This is a genomic window from Colwellia sp. NW0002-52-1, assembly GCF_057550865.1.
Window position 1 is genome coordinate 19,531 of the sequence record NZ_BAAJLU010000012.1, and the last position, 15,743, is coordinate 35,273.

General features: G+C 37.6%; 16 protein-coding genes and 1 riboswitch. Of the genes, 12 read left to right on the plus strand and 4 right to left on the minus strand.

Going from position 1 to position 15,743, the window contains the following annotated elements; genetic code table 11:
* Nucleotides 1-7: 7 nt before the first annotated feature.
* The gene (locus AC27H3_RS12330; RefSeq protein ID WP_487106614.1) at nucleotides 8-523 is read left to right on the plus strand and encodes a DUF2062 domain-containing protein; all 516 of its coding nucleotides are present in this window, start codon (nucleotides 8-10) and stop codon (nucleotides 521-523) included.
* 153 nt (nucleotides 524-676) lie between these two features.
* Here AC27H3_RS12330 and lolE read toward each other — a convergent pair whose 3' ends face one another.
* From lolE to AC27H3_RS12345, 3 genes are all read right to left on the minus strand, one after another.
* Nucleotides 677-1,942 carry a lipoprotein-releasing ABC transporter permease subunit LolE gene (gene lolE / locus AC27H3_RS12335; RefSeq protein ID WP_487106616.1) on the minus strand — a complete coding sequence of 422 codons (1,266 nt, stop codon included), beginning with the start codon at nucleotides 1,940-1,942 and terminating at the stop codon, nucleotides 677-679.
* Nucleotides 1,943-2,701: a lipoprotein-releasing ABC transporter ATP-binding protein LolD gene (gene lolD / locus AC27H3_RS12340; RefSeq protein WP_487106754.1), complete on the minus strand. Its 759-nt coding sequence runs from the start codon at nucleotides 2,699-2,701 to the stop codon at nucleotides 1,943-1,945.
* Nucleotides 2,702-2,765: 64 nt separating this feature from the next.
* Nucleotides 2,766-3,986, minus strand: a complete 1,221-nt coding sequence (locus tag AC27H3_RS12345) for a lipoprotein-releasing ABC transporter permease subunit (protein WP_487106618.1) — start codon at nucleotides 3,984-3,986, stop codon at nucleotides 2,766-2,768.
* Between the two features lie 384 nt (nucleotides 3,987-4,370).
* Here AC27H3_RS12345 and AC27H3_RS12350 point away from each other — a divergent pair, with 384 nt between their 5' ends.
* From AC27H3_RS12350 to AC27H3_RS12370, 5 genes are all read left to right on the plus strand, one after another.
* Complete coding sequence (locus AC27H3_RS12350) at nucleotides 4,371-6,437, plus strand: M13 family metallopeptidase (RefSeq protein ID WP_487106619.1); 2,067 nt, start codon at nucleotides 4,371-4,373, stop codon at nucleotides 6,435-6,437.
* A gap of 136 nt (nucleotides 6,438-6,573) precedes the next feature.
* A riboswitch (cobalamin riboswitch) is annotated at nucleotides 6,574-6,723 on the plus strand.
* Between the two features lie 217 nt (nucleotides 6,724-6,940).
* Nucleotides 6,941-7,792, plus strand: a complete 852-nt coding sequence (locus AC27H3_RS12355) for an ABC transporter ATP-binding protein (protein WP_487106621.1) — start codon at nucleotides 6,941-6,943, stop codon at nucleotides 7,790-7,792.
* Complete coding sequence (locus AC27H3_RS12360; protein ID WP_487106623.1) at nucleotides 7,789-8,820, plus strand: FecCD family ABC transporter permease; 1,032 nt, start codon at nucleotides 7,789-7,791, stop codon at nucleotides 8,818-8,820. Before AC27H3_RS12355 ends, AC27H3_RS12360 begins: the two co-directional genes overlap by 4 nt.
* 5 nt (nucleotides 8,821-8,825) lie before the next feature.
* Nucleotides 8,826-9,431: a cob(I)yrinic acid a,c-diamide adenosyltransferase gene (cobO, locus tag AC27H3_RS12365; RefSeq protein WP_085305455.1), complete on the plus strand. Its 606-nt coding sequence runs from the start codon at nucleotides 8,826-8,828 to the stop codon at nucleotides 9,429-9,431.
* 41 nt (nucleotides 9,432-9,472) lie between these two features.
* Nucleotides 9,473-10,369 carry a cobalamin-binding protein gene (locus AC27H3_RS12370; protein ID WP_487106625.1) on the plus strand — a complete coding sequence of 299 codons (897 nt, stop codon included), beginning with the start codon at nucleotides 9,473-9,475 and terminating at the stop codon, nucleotides 10,367-10,369.
* An 86-nt stretch (nucleotides 10,370-10,455) separates the two neighbouring features.
* On the opposite strand, the gene AC27H3_RS12375 is transcribed toward AC27H3_RS12370, so the two are convergent.
* Complete coding sequence (locus AC27H3_RS12375; RefSeq protein WP_487106627.1) at nucleotides 10,456-11,619, minus strand: methyl-accepting chemotaxis protein; 1,164 nt, start codon at nucleotides 11,617-11,619, stop codon at nucleotides 10,456-10,458.
* A 198-nt stretch (nucleotides 11,620-11,817) separates the two neighbouring features.
* On the opposite strand from AC27H3_RS12375, the gene AC27H3_RS12380 reads away from it, so the two are divergent.
* The 6 genes from AC27H3_RS12380 to bfr (AC27H3_RS12405) all read left to right on the plus strand — a co-directional run bounded on the left by AC27H3_RS12380 (nucleotide 11,818) and on the right by bfr (AC27H3_RS12405) (nucleotide 15,675).
* Complete coding sequence (locus AC27H3_RS12380) at nucleotides 11,818-11,985, plus strand: DUF2897 family protein (RefSeq protein WP_487106629.1); 168 nt, start codon at nucleotides 11,818-11,820, stop codon at nucleotides 11,983-11,985.
* A gap of 422 nt (nucleotides 11,986-12,407) precedes the next feature.
* Nucleotides 12,408-13,010 (plus strand): carbonate dehydratase, encoded by a 603-nt coding sequence (can, locus tag AC27H3_RS12385; RefSeq protein ID WP_085305447.1) that lies wholly within the window; start codon nucleotides 12,408-12,410, stop codon nucleotides 13,008-13,010.
* 216 nt (nucleotides 13,011-13,226) lie between these two features.
* Nucleotides 13,227-13,862, plus strand: coding sequence for a sulfotransferase (locus AC27H3_RS12390; RefSeq protein WP_487106631.1), 636 nt, complete (start codon nucleotides 13,227-13,229; stop codon nucleotides 13,860-13,862).
* 495 nt (nucleotides 13,863-14,357) lie between these two features.
* Nucleotides 14,358-14,552 (plus strand): bacterioferritin-associated ferredoxin, encoded by a 195-nt coding sequence (locus AC27H3_RS12395; RefSeq protein ID WP_085305443.1) that lies wholly within the window; start codon nucleotides 14,358-14,360, stop codon nucleotides 14,550-14,552.
* Between the two features lie 153 nt (nucleotides 14,553-14,705).
* Complete coding sequence (bfr, locus tag AC27H3_RS12400; protein ID WP_487106632.1) at nucleotides 14,706-15,170, plus strand: bacterioferritin; 465 nt, start codon at nucleotides 14,706-14,708, stop codon at nucleotides 15,168-15,170.
* A 37-nt stretch (nucleotides 15,171-15,207) separates the two neighbouring features.
* Nucleotides 15,208-15,675, plus strand: a complete 468-nt coding sequence (gene bfr, locus AC27H3_RS12405) for a bacterioferritin (protein WP_487106634.1) — start codon at nucleotides 15,208-15,210, stop codon at nucleotides 15,673-15,675.
* The last annotated feature ends 68 nt before the right edge of the window (nucleotides 15,676-15,743 follow it).

Below are 15,743 nucleotides of genomic sequence, written 5' to 3' on the forward strand. Positions count from 1 at the left end.
TATATTTATGCCGAAAAAATTGATTCAACGTTTGATGCCTGATCATCAAAAAATCAAAAGTAACAAACATTTAAAAATTTTCGGTGCGTTACTGCATAATGCCAACCTGTGGTATTTAAACCGTAACTCCGTTAGTAAAGCATTTGCAGTAGGGTTATTTTTTGCCTTTATGCCAGTTCCATTTCAAATGATATTAGCGGCAGGCGTTGCCATTATAGTACATGCCAACTTACCTTTATCCATTGCGCTTTGTTGGATCACTAACCCTTTGACTATGCCTGCAATTTTTTATTTTTGTTACGTCGTTGGCACATGGATTGTTGGTGTACCAACTCGGCAATTTGCTTTTGAAGCAAGCTGGCAATGGTTAGCAGAAAGCATTTCAACTATTGGCCCAGCTTTTATCGTAGGTTGTGTGGTACTTGGCATTATATTTTCTATTTTAGGCTATATCTCAATAAATACCATTTGGCGATATTCAGTAGCCAAAGAGTGGAAAAAGCGTCAAGCACGTAGACGTTAATATCGAGCGATTATTATCTCGTAAACGGATGAAAATGGACTAAAAAAAATCAGACAACAAGTCTGATTTTTTTGTTTTATAAAGCGGATTTTTTAAAAGTATCAATTCTGCTTTAAAAGCTATAAGTGTATTTTTTATAATATCGGCTTAGTTTTAAGCTTGCCCTAACACTTTAGCCGGCTCAACCTTTGTTGCCCGCCATGCCGGGTAAATAGTTGCGAGTAAACTCATCACTAATGCGGTAACAACCGTATTAATTACATCCTGCTCTCGCAGTAATGTCGGTAAAAAATCAATAAAATATACATCAGCCGATAAGAACTCTACAGATAACGTTGTTTCTATCGCACGGATAATGTCGGTTAGATTAAGCGAGATTAAAATCCCTAAAGCGGCACCTAGCGCACAGCCAACAATGCCATTCATTAGCCCCTGGAACATAAAGCTAGCCATAATGGTGCTCGATTTTGCCCCCATGGTTTTTAATATGGCGATATCAGATTTCTTCTCGTTTACAGCCATAATAAGTGTCGACACTATGTTAAAACTGGCTACTGCAATCACCAAAACTAAAACGATAAACATCACTAAACGCACGAGCTGTATATCATTAAATAAATGACCATGACTGCGTGTCCAATCCAACATATAAACATAAAAATCAAAATTGTATGCTACCTGTCGAATAATACTTGGCGCGGCAAAAACATCGTCTACTTTTAAACGTATCCCTTGTACTTCATCTGCTTTATAACCCAGTAACTCACCTGCTTTAGCCAAATTAATAAAGACTTGTGTATCGTCAATAGTACCGCCAAATTTAAACACCCCTACAATGGTCGCTTGCTGAGTAACTGGTACTGGAAATTGCTGACTTTTACTCGTTTGTTGATGACTTAACGTTGCAGGAGGTAATAGTAACTGAACCTTATCACCTACTTCTACTGCAAGTTTACGAGCAATACCTGCGCCAATCACCACGCCATTTTCAAGTGATAAATCTTGCCAACTACCGGCAATTATATAACGGGATATAGCTGAAACTTGCTGCTCTAACTCAACGTCAACACCACGTATTTCGACGCCTTTAAGCGCCGCTGACTTTTGCATCATGCCCTGTGTTTTTATAAAAGGCGCAGCCGCAATAACGTTTGAATTTTGCTGAATCAAGGTAACATTTTTAGGCCATTTATTTATTGGTTCATTTACAGCCAACACTTCAGCGTGAGGCACAATAGACAGTAAATGCGTCGCTAAAGCGCGTTCAAAACCATTCATTGCTGATAACACAACAATCAACACCATTACACCAATAGCAATACCTATTGTTGAAGAAGCTGAAATAAAAGAAGAAAACCCCTTGCTATGACGACTTCGCACATAGCGTAAGCCAATAAAAACACTTAATGGTTTTCGCACCTAAGTATCTCCATCTTTTTTACTGCTCGTGTTCTGGGTATTTTCAAGCGGCTTTAAATGACCATGATCTAACCTTAACTGGCGGTCCATTTTGGCAGCCAAAGTTAAGTCATGAGTTACAATAACAAAGCTCGTATTTACTGTGCGGTTTAACGCTTGCAGCAACTGATAAATTTGTTCTGCCGTATCAAAATCTAGATTTCCTGTTGGCTCATCAGCCAGTATAAGTGAAGGTTTTGTCACTAACGCTCTGGCTATAGCAACACGCTGACGTTCGCCCCCTGAAAGCTCAGACGGTCTATGGTGACTACGATGTGCTAAACCAACCTGCTCAAGCATTTCTTTTGCAAGCTGCCTAGCAACTTTTGGTTTATCACCTCGAATTAACAACGGCATTGCCACATTCTCTTCGGCGCTAAACTCCATCATTAAATGATGAAACTGATAAATAAAGCCAATGTGTTGATTTCTAAATTTTGCTCGCTGCTTTTCAGACAACTGATGAATGTTAACACCGTTAATAAAAACTTCGCCTGAACTTGGGGTATCTAAAGCGCCAGCTAAATGCAAAAAGGTACTTTTACCACAGCCGGAACTACCAACAATTGCAACTAACTCTCCGGCTTTAACTGCTAAATTTAGATTAGATAATACTTGGGTCGTTACAGGACCTTGTTGGTAAGATTTACTGAGTTGGCGACACTCTAGTCCGAGTGCAAGCTCAGGTTTTTGTGAAGCTTGATTGTGGTTTTTATTCATCTGATCATTCAACTCACTATTCAATTCACTGTTCAATTCGCTATTCAATTCATTGTCCATTTTACTATTCATTTCTAAGCACCTCTGCAGGCTGTGTTTGTGCCGCGCGATAAGCAGGATAAAGGGTGGCTAAAAAGCTCATAACCAGCGCAGAGGAAACTATAATTAATATATCCATCGGGTTTATTGCCACAGGTAGCTCTTGTCCTGCACCTAAGAGGTTGACACCCAACAAGCTAAATAAGGTATTTAAATTTAAGGTTAATATTACGCCGAGTGTTACTCCCAAAATAACGCCAAAAATGCCGTTTGTTAATCCTTGGGTGATAAATATTTTAACAATGCCACTTCGGTCTAAGCCTAAGGTTTGTAAAATACTGATCTCGCCTTGTTTATCAATAACCACCATCACAAGGGCAGAAACAATATTAAAAGCAGCAACGGCAATAATAAGACTGAGCATCAGCCACATCATATTTTTTTCCATACTCACCGCGGCAAATAAAGCGCCCTGACTCTCTTGCCAACTGACAAATTTAAAGTTCGGATACTTTAGCGATAACTGCGATATTAGATGTTCAGCTTTAAAGGCATCATCTAAATAAAGTCTCAGTTGGTTGACTCCATCACTTTTATTTCGATGCAACTTAGCACCATCTTTAATTTCAATAAAAACCATGGCTTCATCTACTTGCGAGCCGACATTAAAAATACCAACCACGGTAAAAGTACGATGAACTGGCACCCGCCCCATAGGAGTAAATATGGTTTTATTCGGTAATGTTAGTCGCACAGTATTGCCTAAACTAACATTTAACTTTCGGGCTAATGCTTGCCCCAAAACTATACTAAAGGGCTGCTTATCTAGCTTCGATAGTTGGCCATATTCCATAGAGCTGTTAATAATATTGTGCTGTTCAAACTCAGGCATAATGCCATGTACTAAAACACCTTGTAATGCAGTTTTAGACTGAATTAATGCTTCGCTTTCTTGAAAAGGGGTTACTTGAATGACCTCAGGCAAGGTAACTATACCGCGCTGTAAGTCGCGCCAATTATCGATATGTCTCTGATCTGTTGACATTAATACATGCGGCACTAACCCCAACACACGCCTTTTTTGTTCCTGCTCTAAACCATCCATAACAGAAACTACGGTGATCAAAGAAGCAACACCTAGCACAATGCCAATAATTGAGAAGAATGTAATAAAGGAGATAAACCCTTTTCCTTGGCTGCTACGACTATATTTTAAGCCGATATAAACACTAACTGGCTGAAACATGAACTCTTTCTTAATTGATAATGGCAATAATACCCAAACTAATAACCTAAAATAATAACACAGCTCTTTAAAATATATCTGCTGACTTTAGTAACTTTCTGTCTTTTAGAGAAATACGCACTAAATAAATTTTTTCGGTTTTCGCTACTGATAAAGAACGACGACAAGATATAACCAAGCCACGACAAAGTAATGACGTAAAACATCTCGGTTACTCATATTTTTTGTCGCTGTAAATTTAAAACTACATTACAAGTTAACAACTTGTTAAAAAATAACAAACTTATTCTAGTAAATCAGCTTAATAGCCTTTAATATCGGCTACTTTACATAAAAGCTCTGCAACATTCTGAGCATTCTTACCAATTAAATAGTGAGTATTGAATGAAGAAAATATTAACAAGTGCCGTTTGCACATCTTTACTGTTCATTGCTGGTTGTAATGAAACCACCTCTCCAAAAGCAGCAGTTGAAGCCCCAGTAATGCAAAAAACGGCATTAGCTTCTGGTATAGATAAAGCCAATATGGACCTTTCTGTTCGTCCACAAGATAACTTTTACCGCTACGTTAATGGTGCCTGGTTAAATAAGAACGAAATTCCTGGCGACAAAACCTCAATTGGTTCATTTTACGACTTACGCGATGAAGCTGACGATAGCGTAAAAGCCATTATTGAAGAGTTAGCCGCGACTAAAAACTTAAAAATGGGCAGCGATGAGCAAAAAGTTGCTGACTTATTTCGTTCATTTATGGATGAAGAAGCCCGCAATGCTTTAGGCACTGCGCCAATTCAACCGATATTTGATCAAATCAATAACCTTAAAAATAAAACTGAACTAGCGACATTTTTTGGTGAAAATCAAAAAATTGGTATAAATACCCCATTAGCATTTTACATCAGTGTAGATGCTAAAGATTCAACTCGCTACGCCACTCATGTTTGGCAGAACGGTCTAGGCCTACCTGATAAAGACTACTATTTCAACGATACAGAGCGCTTTAAACAATTGCGTGCAGGTTATGTTGCTCACATTGAAAACATGTTCAACTTAGCGGGTTTAAAAGATGGTAAAGCAGCTGCACAAACTATTATGGCGCTTGAAACAAAGTTAGCAGGCTTTCATTGGACAAAAGTTGAATCTAGAGATAGCACCAAGCGTTATAACAAATTTGATGTTAGCGAGTTAAACACAGTTACTGATGCCTTTAACTGGACTGCATTTCTTGAAGCACAAGGCGTTCCTGCTCAAAAAGATCTTATTATTAACCAACCTTCGTTTGTTAAAGGTTTTGGTGAAACTTTCGCAGCAACTTCTTTAGCCGATTGGCAAACTTACTTAACTTTTCACACACTAAGTAATTTTGCTAATTCACTTACCACGGCCTTGAATGATGAGAACTTTGACTTTTACTCAAAGCAATTAAGTGGTCGTGAAGAGCAACGTCCAGCATGGAAACGCGGTGTTGCCGTGGTAAATAGCAACTTAGGTGAAGTTATTGGTAAAGTTTATGTTGGCCGCCACTTTAAACCTGAAGCGAAAGTGCGTATGACAGAGTTAGTTGAAAACTTGCGTGGTGCTTATGGCGCTAGTATTGATGATCTTGAGTGGATGTCAGACGCTACTAAAAAAGCAGCACATGTTAAATTAGCGAGCTTTGATCCTAAAATAGGTTACCCAGATAAATGGGAAGATTACTCTGCATTAGTTATCAAAAGTGACGACTTAGTCGGCAACAAAATTCGCTCTGGTACTGTTGCTCATAATAAAGAAGTGGCTAAACTAGGCGGCCCAATTGATCGTCAAGAATGGGGCATGACACCACAAACAGTAAATGCATACTACAACCCAACCAAAAATGAAATTGTATTTCCAGCGGCTATTTTACAACCACCATTTTTTAACTTAGCTGCAGACGATGCGGTTAACTACGGTGGTATTGGCGCAGTTATTGGTCATGAAATGGGCCACGGTTTTGACGACCAAGGCAGTAAATATGATGGTGATGGCAATATGCGTAATTGGTGGACTGAAGATGATTTAGCAGCCTTTAAAGTACGCACAGATAACTTAGTAGCTCAATATAATGACTATGCCGTATTTGACGATTTAAACGTTAATGGTGAACTTACATTAGGCGAGAACATTGGTGACTTATCTGGTGTTTCTATTGCTTATAAAGCCTACAAAGCCTCGTTAAATGGCAAACCTGCGCCAGTAATTGATGGTTTAACGGGTGATCAACGTTTCTTTATGGGCTTTGCTCAAGTATGGCGTGGAAAAATGGTTGAAAAGTCTTTACGTAACCGCGTTGCCACCGACCCACACTCTCCTGCTGAGTTCCGTGCTTTAGGTTCTTTATCAAACATGCCTGAGTTCTATCGTGCATTTGATGTTAAAGAAGGTGACGCTATGTATATTGCACCTGAGAATCGCGTTAAAATTTGGTAATATCGCTTAATTTATACCATAACTTAACACGATAAATTGAAAGGAGCTTCGGCTCCTTTTTTATTAAATTTATCGCAATTCAAGACAGTCACAGGTTTTCATTGTAAAGCGCTGTACTTAACCGTAAAATCTCCCGCTTAACAAACGATACTTTAGCCAAGCATGCTAATTACTTTTGGCTAATTTATAGGGAACACGGTTTAATGCCGCGACTGTACCCGCAACTGTAAGTAGCTTTTCTTTAAAAGTTATAAGTCAGGACACCTAGTATCAACATGTTTAAATAACACTATTTGAATAAAACTAATAACGCCGTGCGGGAATACACGTGAGTTACACTGTCTACAAGACACTTGTTTCCTATTATTGTCACGCCTTAATTTATTTAATATTTATTTAAATTCATCAATTTGCTTTCACTTTTAGGCAGTAATGAAAATACTCTACTTTTACAGTATGTTAAAAAGCACCGCCTTAGTTTTTAACACTCAGGGCTGCTTGTAATGGCAAAATTACTCAGTGTGGCATCATTATCTTGGTCTGTTGATAAACAATTTATTATCAAGAACATTTCATTTGACGTTAATAGCGGCGATATTATTGGCATTATCGGTCCTAATGGCGCAGGTAAAACAACCTTATTAAAGTGCTTACTAAACCATTACAAGAATTGGCAAGGCACTATCAAGCTAAAAAATAAGGCACTGTCTCAATACAAGCCTAATGAATTAGCACAAACATTTGCTTTAGTGATACAAAATTCCCCACCTATATTTGATTTAAAAGTTTATGACGTGGTTCGCATGGGCCTGTTACCCTATAAAACCCTGTTTGCTCGCGATAGCGACACTGATAAAAAAAGTATTATTAGCGCGCTTGAAAAAGTGGGTTTAGCCAACAGCCAAGCTAAGTTTTTCAATACCTTATCGGGTGGTGAACAACAACGGGTTTTAATTGCCAAAGCCTTAGTGCAAAAAGCAAAAGTATTAGTTCTAGATGAACCAACTAATCATTTAGATATTTACTATCAACATCAAATATTACAATTAGTTAAGGCGTTAAACATTACGGTTATTATGACAATACATGACCTTAACCTTGCCGCACATTACTGTAATAGGTTGCTTTTGTTAGATAAAGGCCAATTAGTTAGCGACAACAGCGTAGATAAAGTATTAAAGCCTGAATTACTCACCAAAGTTTTTGGCTTACCTTGCTATCGAGACGACGCTCAACATTGTGGAGTGCCGAGGGTATATTTTTATCCAGCTTCACAAACTGCAAGCAATATACCGTTGGCTAATAAACCCGATAACCCGGATAACCCGGCTAACAATGAAGGTGAATTGTCTTGAGTACTAATCTAGGAAATATTCTAAGTACTATTAGTGCAATAAAAAGTAAAAATACTTGGGTTTTTTCAGGCCTAATTATTTTCACCCTTCTCTCTATTATTACGTCAATTACCTTTGGACCAGCAGCCATTACTGGTGACGATATACTTCAATGTGTTCTGTATGAATGTATTTCACCTATACACGATATGGTAATTTGGCAAATACGTATTCCACGCGTTTTAGTCGGCTTAGTTGCCGGCATGGGCTTAGCTTGTGCAGGTGCTATTTTGCAAAATGTAACGCGCAATCCACTCGCCGATCCCTATTTATTTGGCATAATTTCCGGCGCTGGCTTAGGCGCAACTATTGCTACATTTGCTTTTAATGATCAACAATCTCTTGCCTTACCGCTAGCGGCTTTTCTTGGTGCGTTGTTTTCCGTCGTTATTGTTTTTGGCATAGCAACCTTGTTACGTAATATGAATCATTTATTACTCACAGGTGTCGCCGTTTCTTTCATGCTAGGCTCAATTAGCCACTTTATCCTTTACCTTGGTGATCCTTTTGCGACCAATCGTGTTATTTTTTGGCTTATGGGTAGCTTAGCTCGCGTTGAAATGTTCCACTTTTATTTGATTGGCGCTATTGTGCTGATCACCTTGTTAACCATTTTTGCCTTACATCGACAAATTGACGCTTTATTACTTGGCGATGAAAGCGCAGCAAGCCTTGGCGTAAACATTGATAAACTCCGTTTAATATTATTAGCTTTGTGTGCGGCAGTTACCGCAACGATAGTAGCTTACTGCGGCGGCATTGGTTTTGTAGGCTTGATGATCCCGCACATTGTTAGGCAATTAGTCGGCGTTACAACTATGCCACTCATTATTGGTTCAGCACTGGTTGGCGGCTGTTTTTTAGTTTGGGTTGATGTTGCAGCGCGCAGTGCGTTCAGTAATGTTGAAATCCCCATTGGTATCATTACCTCAGCCATCGGCAGTATTTTCTTTTTAGCGATTATGTATCGCACGCGTAAAACAGGATAACTCTCATGACAACAGAAACAGATAAAACACAAAAACACCAAGCTCGTATGCAACGTATTAAAGAAAAAGTTGATGCTCGCATTGATTCAGCTCAAGAAGAACGTGGTTTATTAATTGTAATTACCGGCAATGGTAAAGGTAAGTCTACCTCAGGATTTGGTACGTTAGCGCGCGCCGTAGGTCATGGTTATAAAGCAGCAGCATTACAGTTTATTAAAGGCGATTGGGCCTGTGGTGAACGTAATCTATTAGAAAATAATGGTGTTGAATTTCATGTCATGGCAACCGGCTTTACTTGGGACACACAAGATAAATCTAAAGATATTGCCGCTGCCACAAAAGTTTGGCAAGAAGCTAAACGACTGTTACAAGATGAAAGCGTTGATGTGGTTTTGCTTGATGAATTAACCTACATGCTGTCATACAAATACCTTGATTTAGACGAAGTTATTGAAGCCATAGTAAACCGCCCAGCTATGCAACATGTTATTATTACCGGTCGCGCATGTCATCGCAGCATTATTGAGCTTGCCGATACCGTTAGCGAGGTTCAACCGCTTAAACATGCCTTTGATAACGGTATAAAAGCACAAAAAGGTATCGACTGGTAATTTAACTAACAGCGACATCAGCAATGATAAGATGGAATTTTATGAAATTAACACATGTGTTCAATTTGGCAATTATCTGTATTTTAGCCCTAGCTAGCGTAAAGGCTTATAGCAGTAATAATGCCGTTAAAGCCAAGATTGAAACAACTAAACCTAAAATAATTGCGCTTGCTCCGCATATTGTTGAAATGCTATTTGATATTGGCGCAGGTGAACAAATTATTGCCACCACTGAATATGCCGATTACCCGTTAGCTGCGAAAAAAATCCCAAGAATAGGCAGCTCAATGCGCATTCAGTTAGAGCGTGTTATTGAGTTACAACCTGACGTAATTATTGCTTGGGAAAGTGGTAGCCCTAGTGATGATTTAGCGCGTCTAAAACAGCTAGGTTTCAAAATAGTGTATTCGCAACCCGATAGCTTTGCTGAAGTGGCTCAAGAGCTACGCTTATTTGGCAAGCTATCAGGTCATAGTGAACAAGCAGAACAGGTAGCTAATAAGTTTTTAATTGATTTAGCAGAAATAAAAAAGCAATACGGCCAGAAAAAACCGTTAACAGGCTTTTATGAAGTATGGTCAAGACCATTAACGACCATTGCTCAAGACAGCTGGCCACAACAGTTTTTAGAGATATGCAGCATAAACAATCCATTCGAATTGGCCGAAACTAGCTACCCGCAAGTAAATATTGAACAAGTGCTACAACACTCTATTGATATTATTATTCAACCACTGTCAAAAAAACAGCAAGGCGGAGATGAATTCAACTGGAAGCAATGGTCAATATTGCCTGCAGTTAAGCAACAGCAATACATTATTTTAGATGCTGATATTGTCCATCGCATGACAACACGCAGCTTAGTGGCACTCAACGACTTATGTCAGCAAGCCGAAAAAAGCAGAGCCTATTACCACGAAAATTCAACCATGCATTAGTGCAAATTTAGTCAGATGAAACAAAGAAGTAATCTAATCTAGTATTACTTCTTTGTGCTACTACCGATGTAAGTTAACACCTTAGGTTAAACGCAAATTCGATTTAAGGTGGTGTCAACTTGTAATGCCGTTTGTTGTTGCATTTCAGCAAGCTCTGTCACATTAAGCAAATTACTATTAAGCTCTCGACTTAAGTTCACCACTATTGACATATTTTCACTGATTGAGGCTGTGGCCTGTTTTTGTTCGGTTGTGTCTTGCGCCATTTGCGATGTTAACACGTCAACATCGGTGAATACCTGCCCAATTTTACCTAATGCCTCAGCTACCTCAGCAGAATGTATTAAGCTTTCACGTGATAAGCCTTGGCCACGTTCAATAGCATTAACCGCATTGGTTGACTTATCTTGTAAACCTTCAACCATGGCATGAATTTCTACGGTAGATTCTTGCGTACGGTGGGCCAATGCACGCACTTCATCAGCAACCACCGCAAAACCTCGCCCTTGTTCACCTGCTCTAGCGGCCTCAATAGCAGCATTTAATGCTAATAAGTTGGTTTGGTCTGCAATGCCTTTAATCACTTCTAATACCGAGCCAATACGAGAACATTCTTCTTGTAATAAAACTAAATCTGAGGCCATTATAGTCACTTCATTATCGAAGTCTTCAATGGTATTTTTACTTGTGGTAGACGCATGAGCGCCCTGCTTCAATAAAGCAGACACTTGACTAGTTGTTTCACTTACCTTAGTTGCGCTATCAGAAAGAGTGGTCGATGTTAAAGCAACTTGCTCGATTGAACTTGCCATTTGCTCAATTTGATTTACAGATTGATCAACCGCCCCTACCGAGCCATGCATTTGCTCTGTTAGGGAAGAAGAACCTTGTTTTAAAGCATCAGACTCCGCTCTAATTTCATTAATTACATCAGCTAAATTAACAATGAATTTCGAGAGTTCATTGGTCACCTTTGCTAATCCATCACGATTATCATCTTTAAGGGCTACACTTGGTGCCTCGTTAATACTTGCTACTTGATCAATATAAAGTTGCAACTTAACAAGCCTTTGACTGAGCTTTTTTTGTGAATAAATATAACTAACGATTATTTGTGTAGCTACCATCACGATTAAAAATAGCATAGTGGCATTTTGGCTAAAATCCCCGATAAGAGCAAAAGCAAGAATGCTCACAAAGCCAATTGATATAGTAGGTATAAGTAATTTGATACTGAGACGATTAGACATCATTATTTCCGAATATTGTAAAGTAGTAACTTAGTGAACTTTTTTATGGTTTTTGAATTAAGCTGTTCTTGTTCACGTGTTTGAGCTTACAATTAAATTACATGCTATTGTACTCTTTGGCTATTTGTTTTTATTTGAATTTCAATAATGAAAACGTACAAGCTACTTTTTTAAAATATTTTCTTTGAGGTTAACACCATGAGTATTACCACCATTTTTATTATTGTTATTGCTGTTGGCTCTGTAATAGCGGGAATATTATTGATAAAACAATCTGCTCGTAAGTTTGAATTGTCAGAAGAGCAACAGCAAAAAGTAGCACAGCGTAAAGAAGAACAGATACAAAAAGACCAAGAGCAAAAGTAGCTTACCTCTGAACTTATTGTATAAATAACCTGAACTCTAGATAAGCAGCACTTGCTCAATGCTCCCTTTTAACCCATTATCTGCGTTAAAACATTGTTAAATAGCGCGCTATTCATCAAGGTTTTGCTTTGGAAATGCCATAAAATGAAGTATTGATGGTGTAAATTCGTGATGTTCACCTTGCTATAGCATTTACTTTGCCACCTAAGCTTTTGATTCACTTGTGTATCAAACCTCATTATCCAGAGTTCAGGTTAATTAATTATATTTCTATTGAACCATGACACCGATGAACAGTATGCTTTATTTTAATGAGTCTAATGCCCTTAAGTAGCTATTTACAAAGCTTAGACCAGTTTTTTCTTTACTTGTCTGGCTAACCACTTAAAATCACCTTATATTTTCTTTAGTTGATTCTATTTATGAGTTCAATACAACACCTTTTTGACAATAATCAGCAGTGGTCAGATAACATAAAAAAAGATAATCCTGACTTTTTCAAAAATTTATCTGAGCAACAAAACCCTGACTATCTTTGGATAGGTTGCTCTGACTCAAGAGTGCCAGCAAATGAATTACTAGGTATGCTACCTGGCGAAGTCTTTGTTCATCGCAATATTGCCAATCAAGTTATACATACTGATTTAAACTGTCTTTCTGTTATTCAATTTGCTGTTGACGTACTAAAGGTTAATCATATTATTGTTTGTGGTCATTCTAGCTGTGGCGGTGTAATGGCATCTCTTGAAGATAAAAGCTATGGGCTTATCGATAATTGGTTACATCATATTAAAGACGTTTATCGTTTCAATAAAGAGCAATTAGATGCGGTTAAAGATAAAGAAGAAAAAATATCACTGCTTTGTGAATTAAACGTAATTGAACAAGTAGCCAACGTATGTAACACCACCATCTTAAAAAATGCATGGGCAAATAATCAAGACGTTACCGTACATGGTTTTGTTTATAACTTAAAAGACGGTATTTTGAAGGATTTAAACGTATCGGTTGACGGTAGTAAATAAGCGTTGTTTGGCATTCATGCAGACTTCTATCAATTAAAATAACAAATTTTTCAAAGAAATAGTCGTTAATTTTAAAGTGATGAACGCTTCAAGGCTTTAATTTAACGACCTTTAATATCATAAACTCTCAATGATTTACTTTACGCTTTCTACTGCAAAGTTCACTTGATTAGTTTTAAAATAAACGCCCATAAATTTACAAATAAGCCTACTAACATGCAAAAAATATTTATAATTGGCTTACCTAGAACAGGCACAACCAGTGTTTGTGTAGCTATGCTTGAATTGGGCTTTCATGTTGCCCACACCGCCTATACCGACCGCTCGTTTATTGAAGCGCAAGTAATTGCTGACACACCTATCTTTTGTGATTATCAGGCATTAGATCTAACCTATCCCAATGCTAAGTTTATCTATTTAGCACGCAGCTTAGATAACTGGTTGCCTTCTATTAAACAACTACTTGCCCGCATGCATAATAACCTTATTCGCGAAGATGGCGGCTTTAACCCCATAATTAAGCGCTGTTATAAATCAATATTTTCACCTTACAATATAGAAAACATTAATAGTGATGAGTTTTTAGCACTTTGCTATCAGCAACATAAAATTGCAGTCGACAGTTATTTTCAAAACCGACAGAGCGATTTTTTATCTATCGATATTAGTAAGATGAACAGTTATGCACAATTGTTAAATTTCTTAGGGTTGGATTCAAAAGCTTCGTCAGAGCAAGGTTTTAAAAAGTTGAATGTGGGCGGTAAAGTCACCGCTTGGAAAGATATAAAGAACATTTTAAAAGTTGATTCGACCAATAAAGGCCGAGTAACAAAGTTACCTTATTTAAACTAAGTTACTTAAGCTAACTTACTTAAACTAATTTTTTCAAAACAGCGATATAAAAATCTTGGTATCGCTGCTTCTTTAAGTCCCCCTTCCACTAAAGACTTAGTAAATGCTATTTTAACCTGAACTCTGGATAAGCAGCACTTGCTCAATGCTCCCTTTTAAGCCATTTTCTGCGTGAAAACGTCGATAAATAGCGCGCTATTCATAAACGTTTTGCCTTGGAAATGGCATAAAATGAAGCATTGATGATATCTATTCGTGATGTTCACCTGGCTATAGTATTTACTTTATTACCTAAGCTTTTGGTTCACTTGAGTTTCAAGCACTCATTATCCAGAGTTCAGGTTATTTTAATGATTAAAATTCAACCTTTATAAATTGCAAAATAAATGATGATATTTTTCAGGAAAGTAGTAAAAAAGATCAAATTAATTGTTGAAATGAATCCAAATAAGAACTATTATCAATCGCGTTATCAATCTTGAGCGAAATTTTATTATGTTTGTTTGTATTTGCAAGGGCATTACAGATCATCAAATTAAACAATTAGTCACTGAATCTGGTGTCGGGTCTATCCGTGAGTTAAAGCAGCACTTACCGTTAGGTTCGCAGTGTGGCACTTGCGTTAAAGTTGCTCAAAATATTATTGATACCACCATTATGGATGAAAGCTTATTTAAAGAAGTAGGCTAAACCAATCTCTATTAAAAACCTAATTACAACTGATAACGATTAACATTATCAAACCGTTGTTTTTAAAGGAATTTTACAATTTAACCTTTGCAATTTCTGTATATCTTTCTATACTTATAGCCAATATTTAAACCGTTTAAATTTGAGGCTCTTATGAAAGGCAATTCAACTGTACTGGCAATACTTAATAAAGTACTTACCAGTGAACTTACATCTATTAATCAATACTTTCTGCATGCCCGTATGTATAAAAACTGGGGTATCATTGCCTTAAACAGTAAATGCTACAAAAAATCGATCCTCGATATGAAGCAAGCCGACAAAGTTATTGAACGTATATTATTTCTCCAAGGTTTACCTAATTTACAACAATTAGCTCCGCTTGCTATTGGTGAACATACCCAAGAAATGATCAACTGTGACAGTGGTTTTCAAACGGCTCAAATTGCCATCGTTCGCAACGCTATTACTGTTTGTGAACAAGAGCAAGATTATGTCAGTCGTGAAATGTTATACGGCATTTTAAATGATGAAGAAGAGCACTTAGATTGGCTAGAAACTCAGCAATATCAAATTGATGCTATGGGTATTGAAAAATACATTCAAGCGCAGCTTTAATTTTGTTATCGCCAAAATAATTAGAAGGAAAAGTAAAATGAAAGGTAATACACAAATAATTTCTGCGTTAAATGGCCTGCTGTCATATGAACTAGCCGCTATGGATCAATATTTTATACATTCACGTATGTATGAAGACTGGGGCATTAATAAATTGTTCGAACGCATTGATCACGAATTTGACGATGAAAAGCTACATGCGTCTATGCTAATACAACGCATACTCTTTTTAGAAGGCATACCTGACATGCAAACACGCGCAGGTATTAACATTGGTAAAACTGTTCCTGAAATGCTGCAAAGTGATTTAAACGTGGAGTATGACGTAGCTAAAGCACTGAGATCTACAATAGCACTATGTGAACAAGAAAAAGATTACGTTACCCGCGAAATTCTTGAAAAACTACTTGATGATACTGAAGTTGATCACGCCTTTTGGTTAGAGCAACAACTAGGTCTGATTAAAACTATCGGCTTACAGAATTACATTCAATCTCAGCTTTAGTTGCTGATTATTAGATAACCTGAACTCTGGATAAGCAGCACTTGCTCAATGCTCCCTTTTAAGCCATT

What these genes read in the sequence shown, in the direction of transcription:
- cobO (WP_085305455.1), top strand. Translation starts at nt 8,826, where the DNA reads ATGACAACAGAAACAGATAAAACACAAAAACACCAAGCTCGTATGCAA.
- AC27H3_RS12345 (WP_487106618.1), bottom strand. Translation starts at nt 3,986, where the DNA reads ATGTTTCAGCCAGTTAGTGTTTATATCGGCTTAAAATATAGTCGTAGC.
- AC27H3_RS12380 (WP_487106629.1), top strand. Translation starts at nt 11,818, where the DNA reads ATGAGTATTACCACCATTTTTATTATTGTTATTGCTGTTGGCTCTGTA.
- AC27H3_RS12355 (WP_487106621.1), top strand. Translation starts at nt 6,941, where the DNA reads ATGGCAAAATTACTCAGTGTGGCATCATTATCTTGGTCTGTTGATAAA.
- can (WP_085305447.1), top strand. Translation starts at nt 12,408, where the DNA reads ATGAGTTCAATACAACACCTTTTTGACAATAATCAGCAGTGGTCAGAT.
- bfr (WP_487106632.1), top strand. Translation starts at nt 14,706, where the DNA reads ATGAAAGGCAATTCAACTGTACTGGCAATACTTAATAAAGTACTTACC.
- lolD (WP_487106754.1), bottom strand. Translation starts at nt 2,701, where the DNA reads ATGAATAAAAACCACAATCAAGCTTCACAAAAACCTGAGCTTGCACTC.
- bfr (WP_487106634.1), top strand. Translation starts at nt 15,208, where the DNA reads ATGAAAGGTAATACACAAATAATTTCTGCGTTAAATGGCCTGCTGTCA.
- AC27H3_RS12395 (WP_085305443.1), top strand. Translation starts at nt 14,358, where the DNA reads ATGTTTGTTTGTATTTGCAAGGGCATTACAGATCATCAAATTAAACAA.
- AC27H3_RS12390 (WP_487106631.1), top strand. Translation starts at nt 13,227, where the DNA reads ATGCAAAAAATATTTATAATTGGCTTACCTAGAACAGGCACAACCAGT.
- AC27H3_RS12350 (WP_487106619.1), top strand. Translation starts at nt 4,371, where the DNA reads ATGAAGAAAATATTAACAAGTGCCGTTTGCACATCTTTACTGTTCATT.
- AC27H3_RS12330 (WP_487106614.1), top strand. Translation starts at nt 8, where the DNA reads ATGCCGAAAAAATTGATTCAACGTTTGATGCCTGATCATCAAAAAATC.
- AC27H3_RS12375 (WP_487106627.1), bottom strand. Translation starts at nt 11,619, where the DNA reads ATGTCTAATCGTCTCAGTATCAAATTACTTATACCTACTATATCAATT.
- AC27H3_RS12370 (WP_487106625.1), top strand. Translation starts at nt 9,473, where the DNA reads ATGAAATTAACACATGTGTTCAATTTGGCAATTATCTGTATTTTAGCC.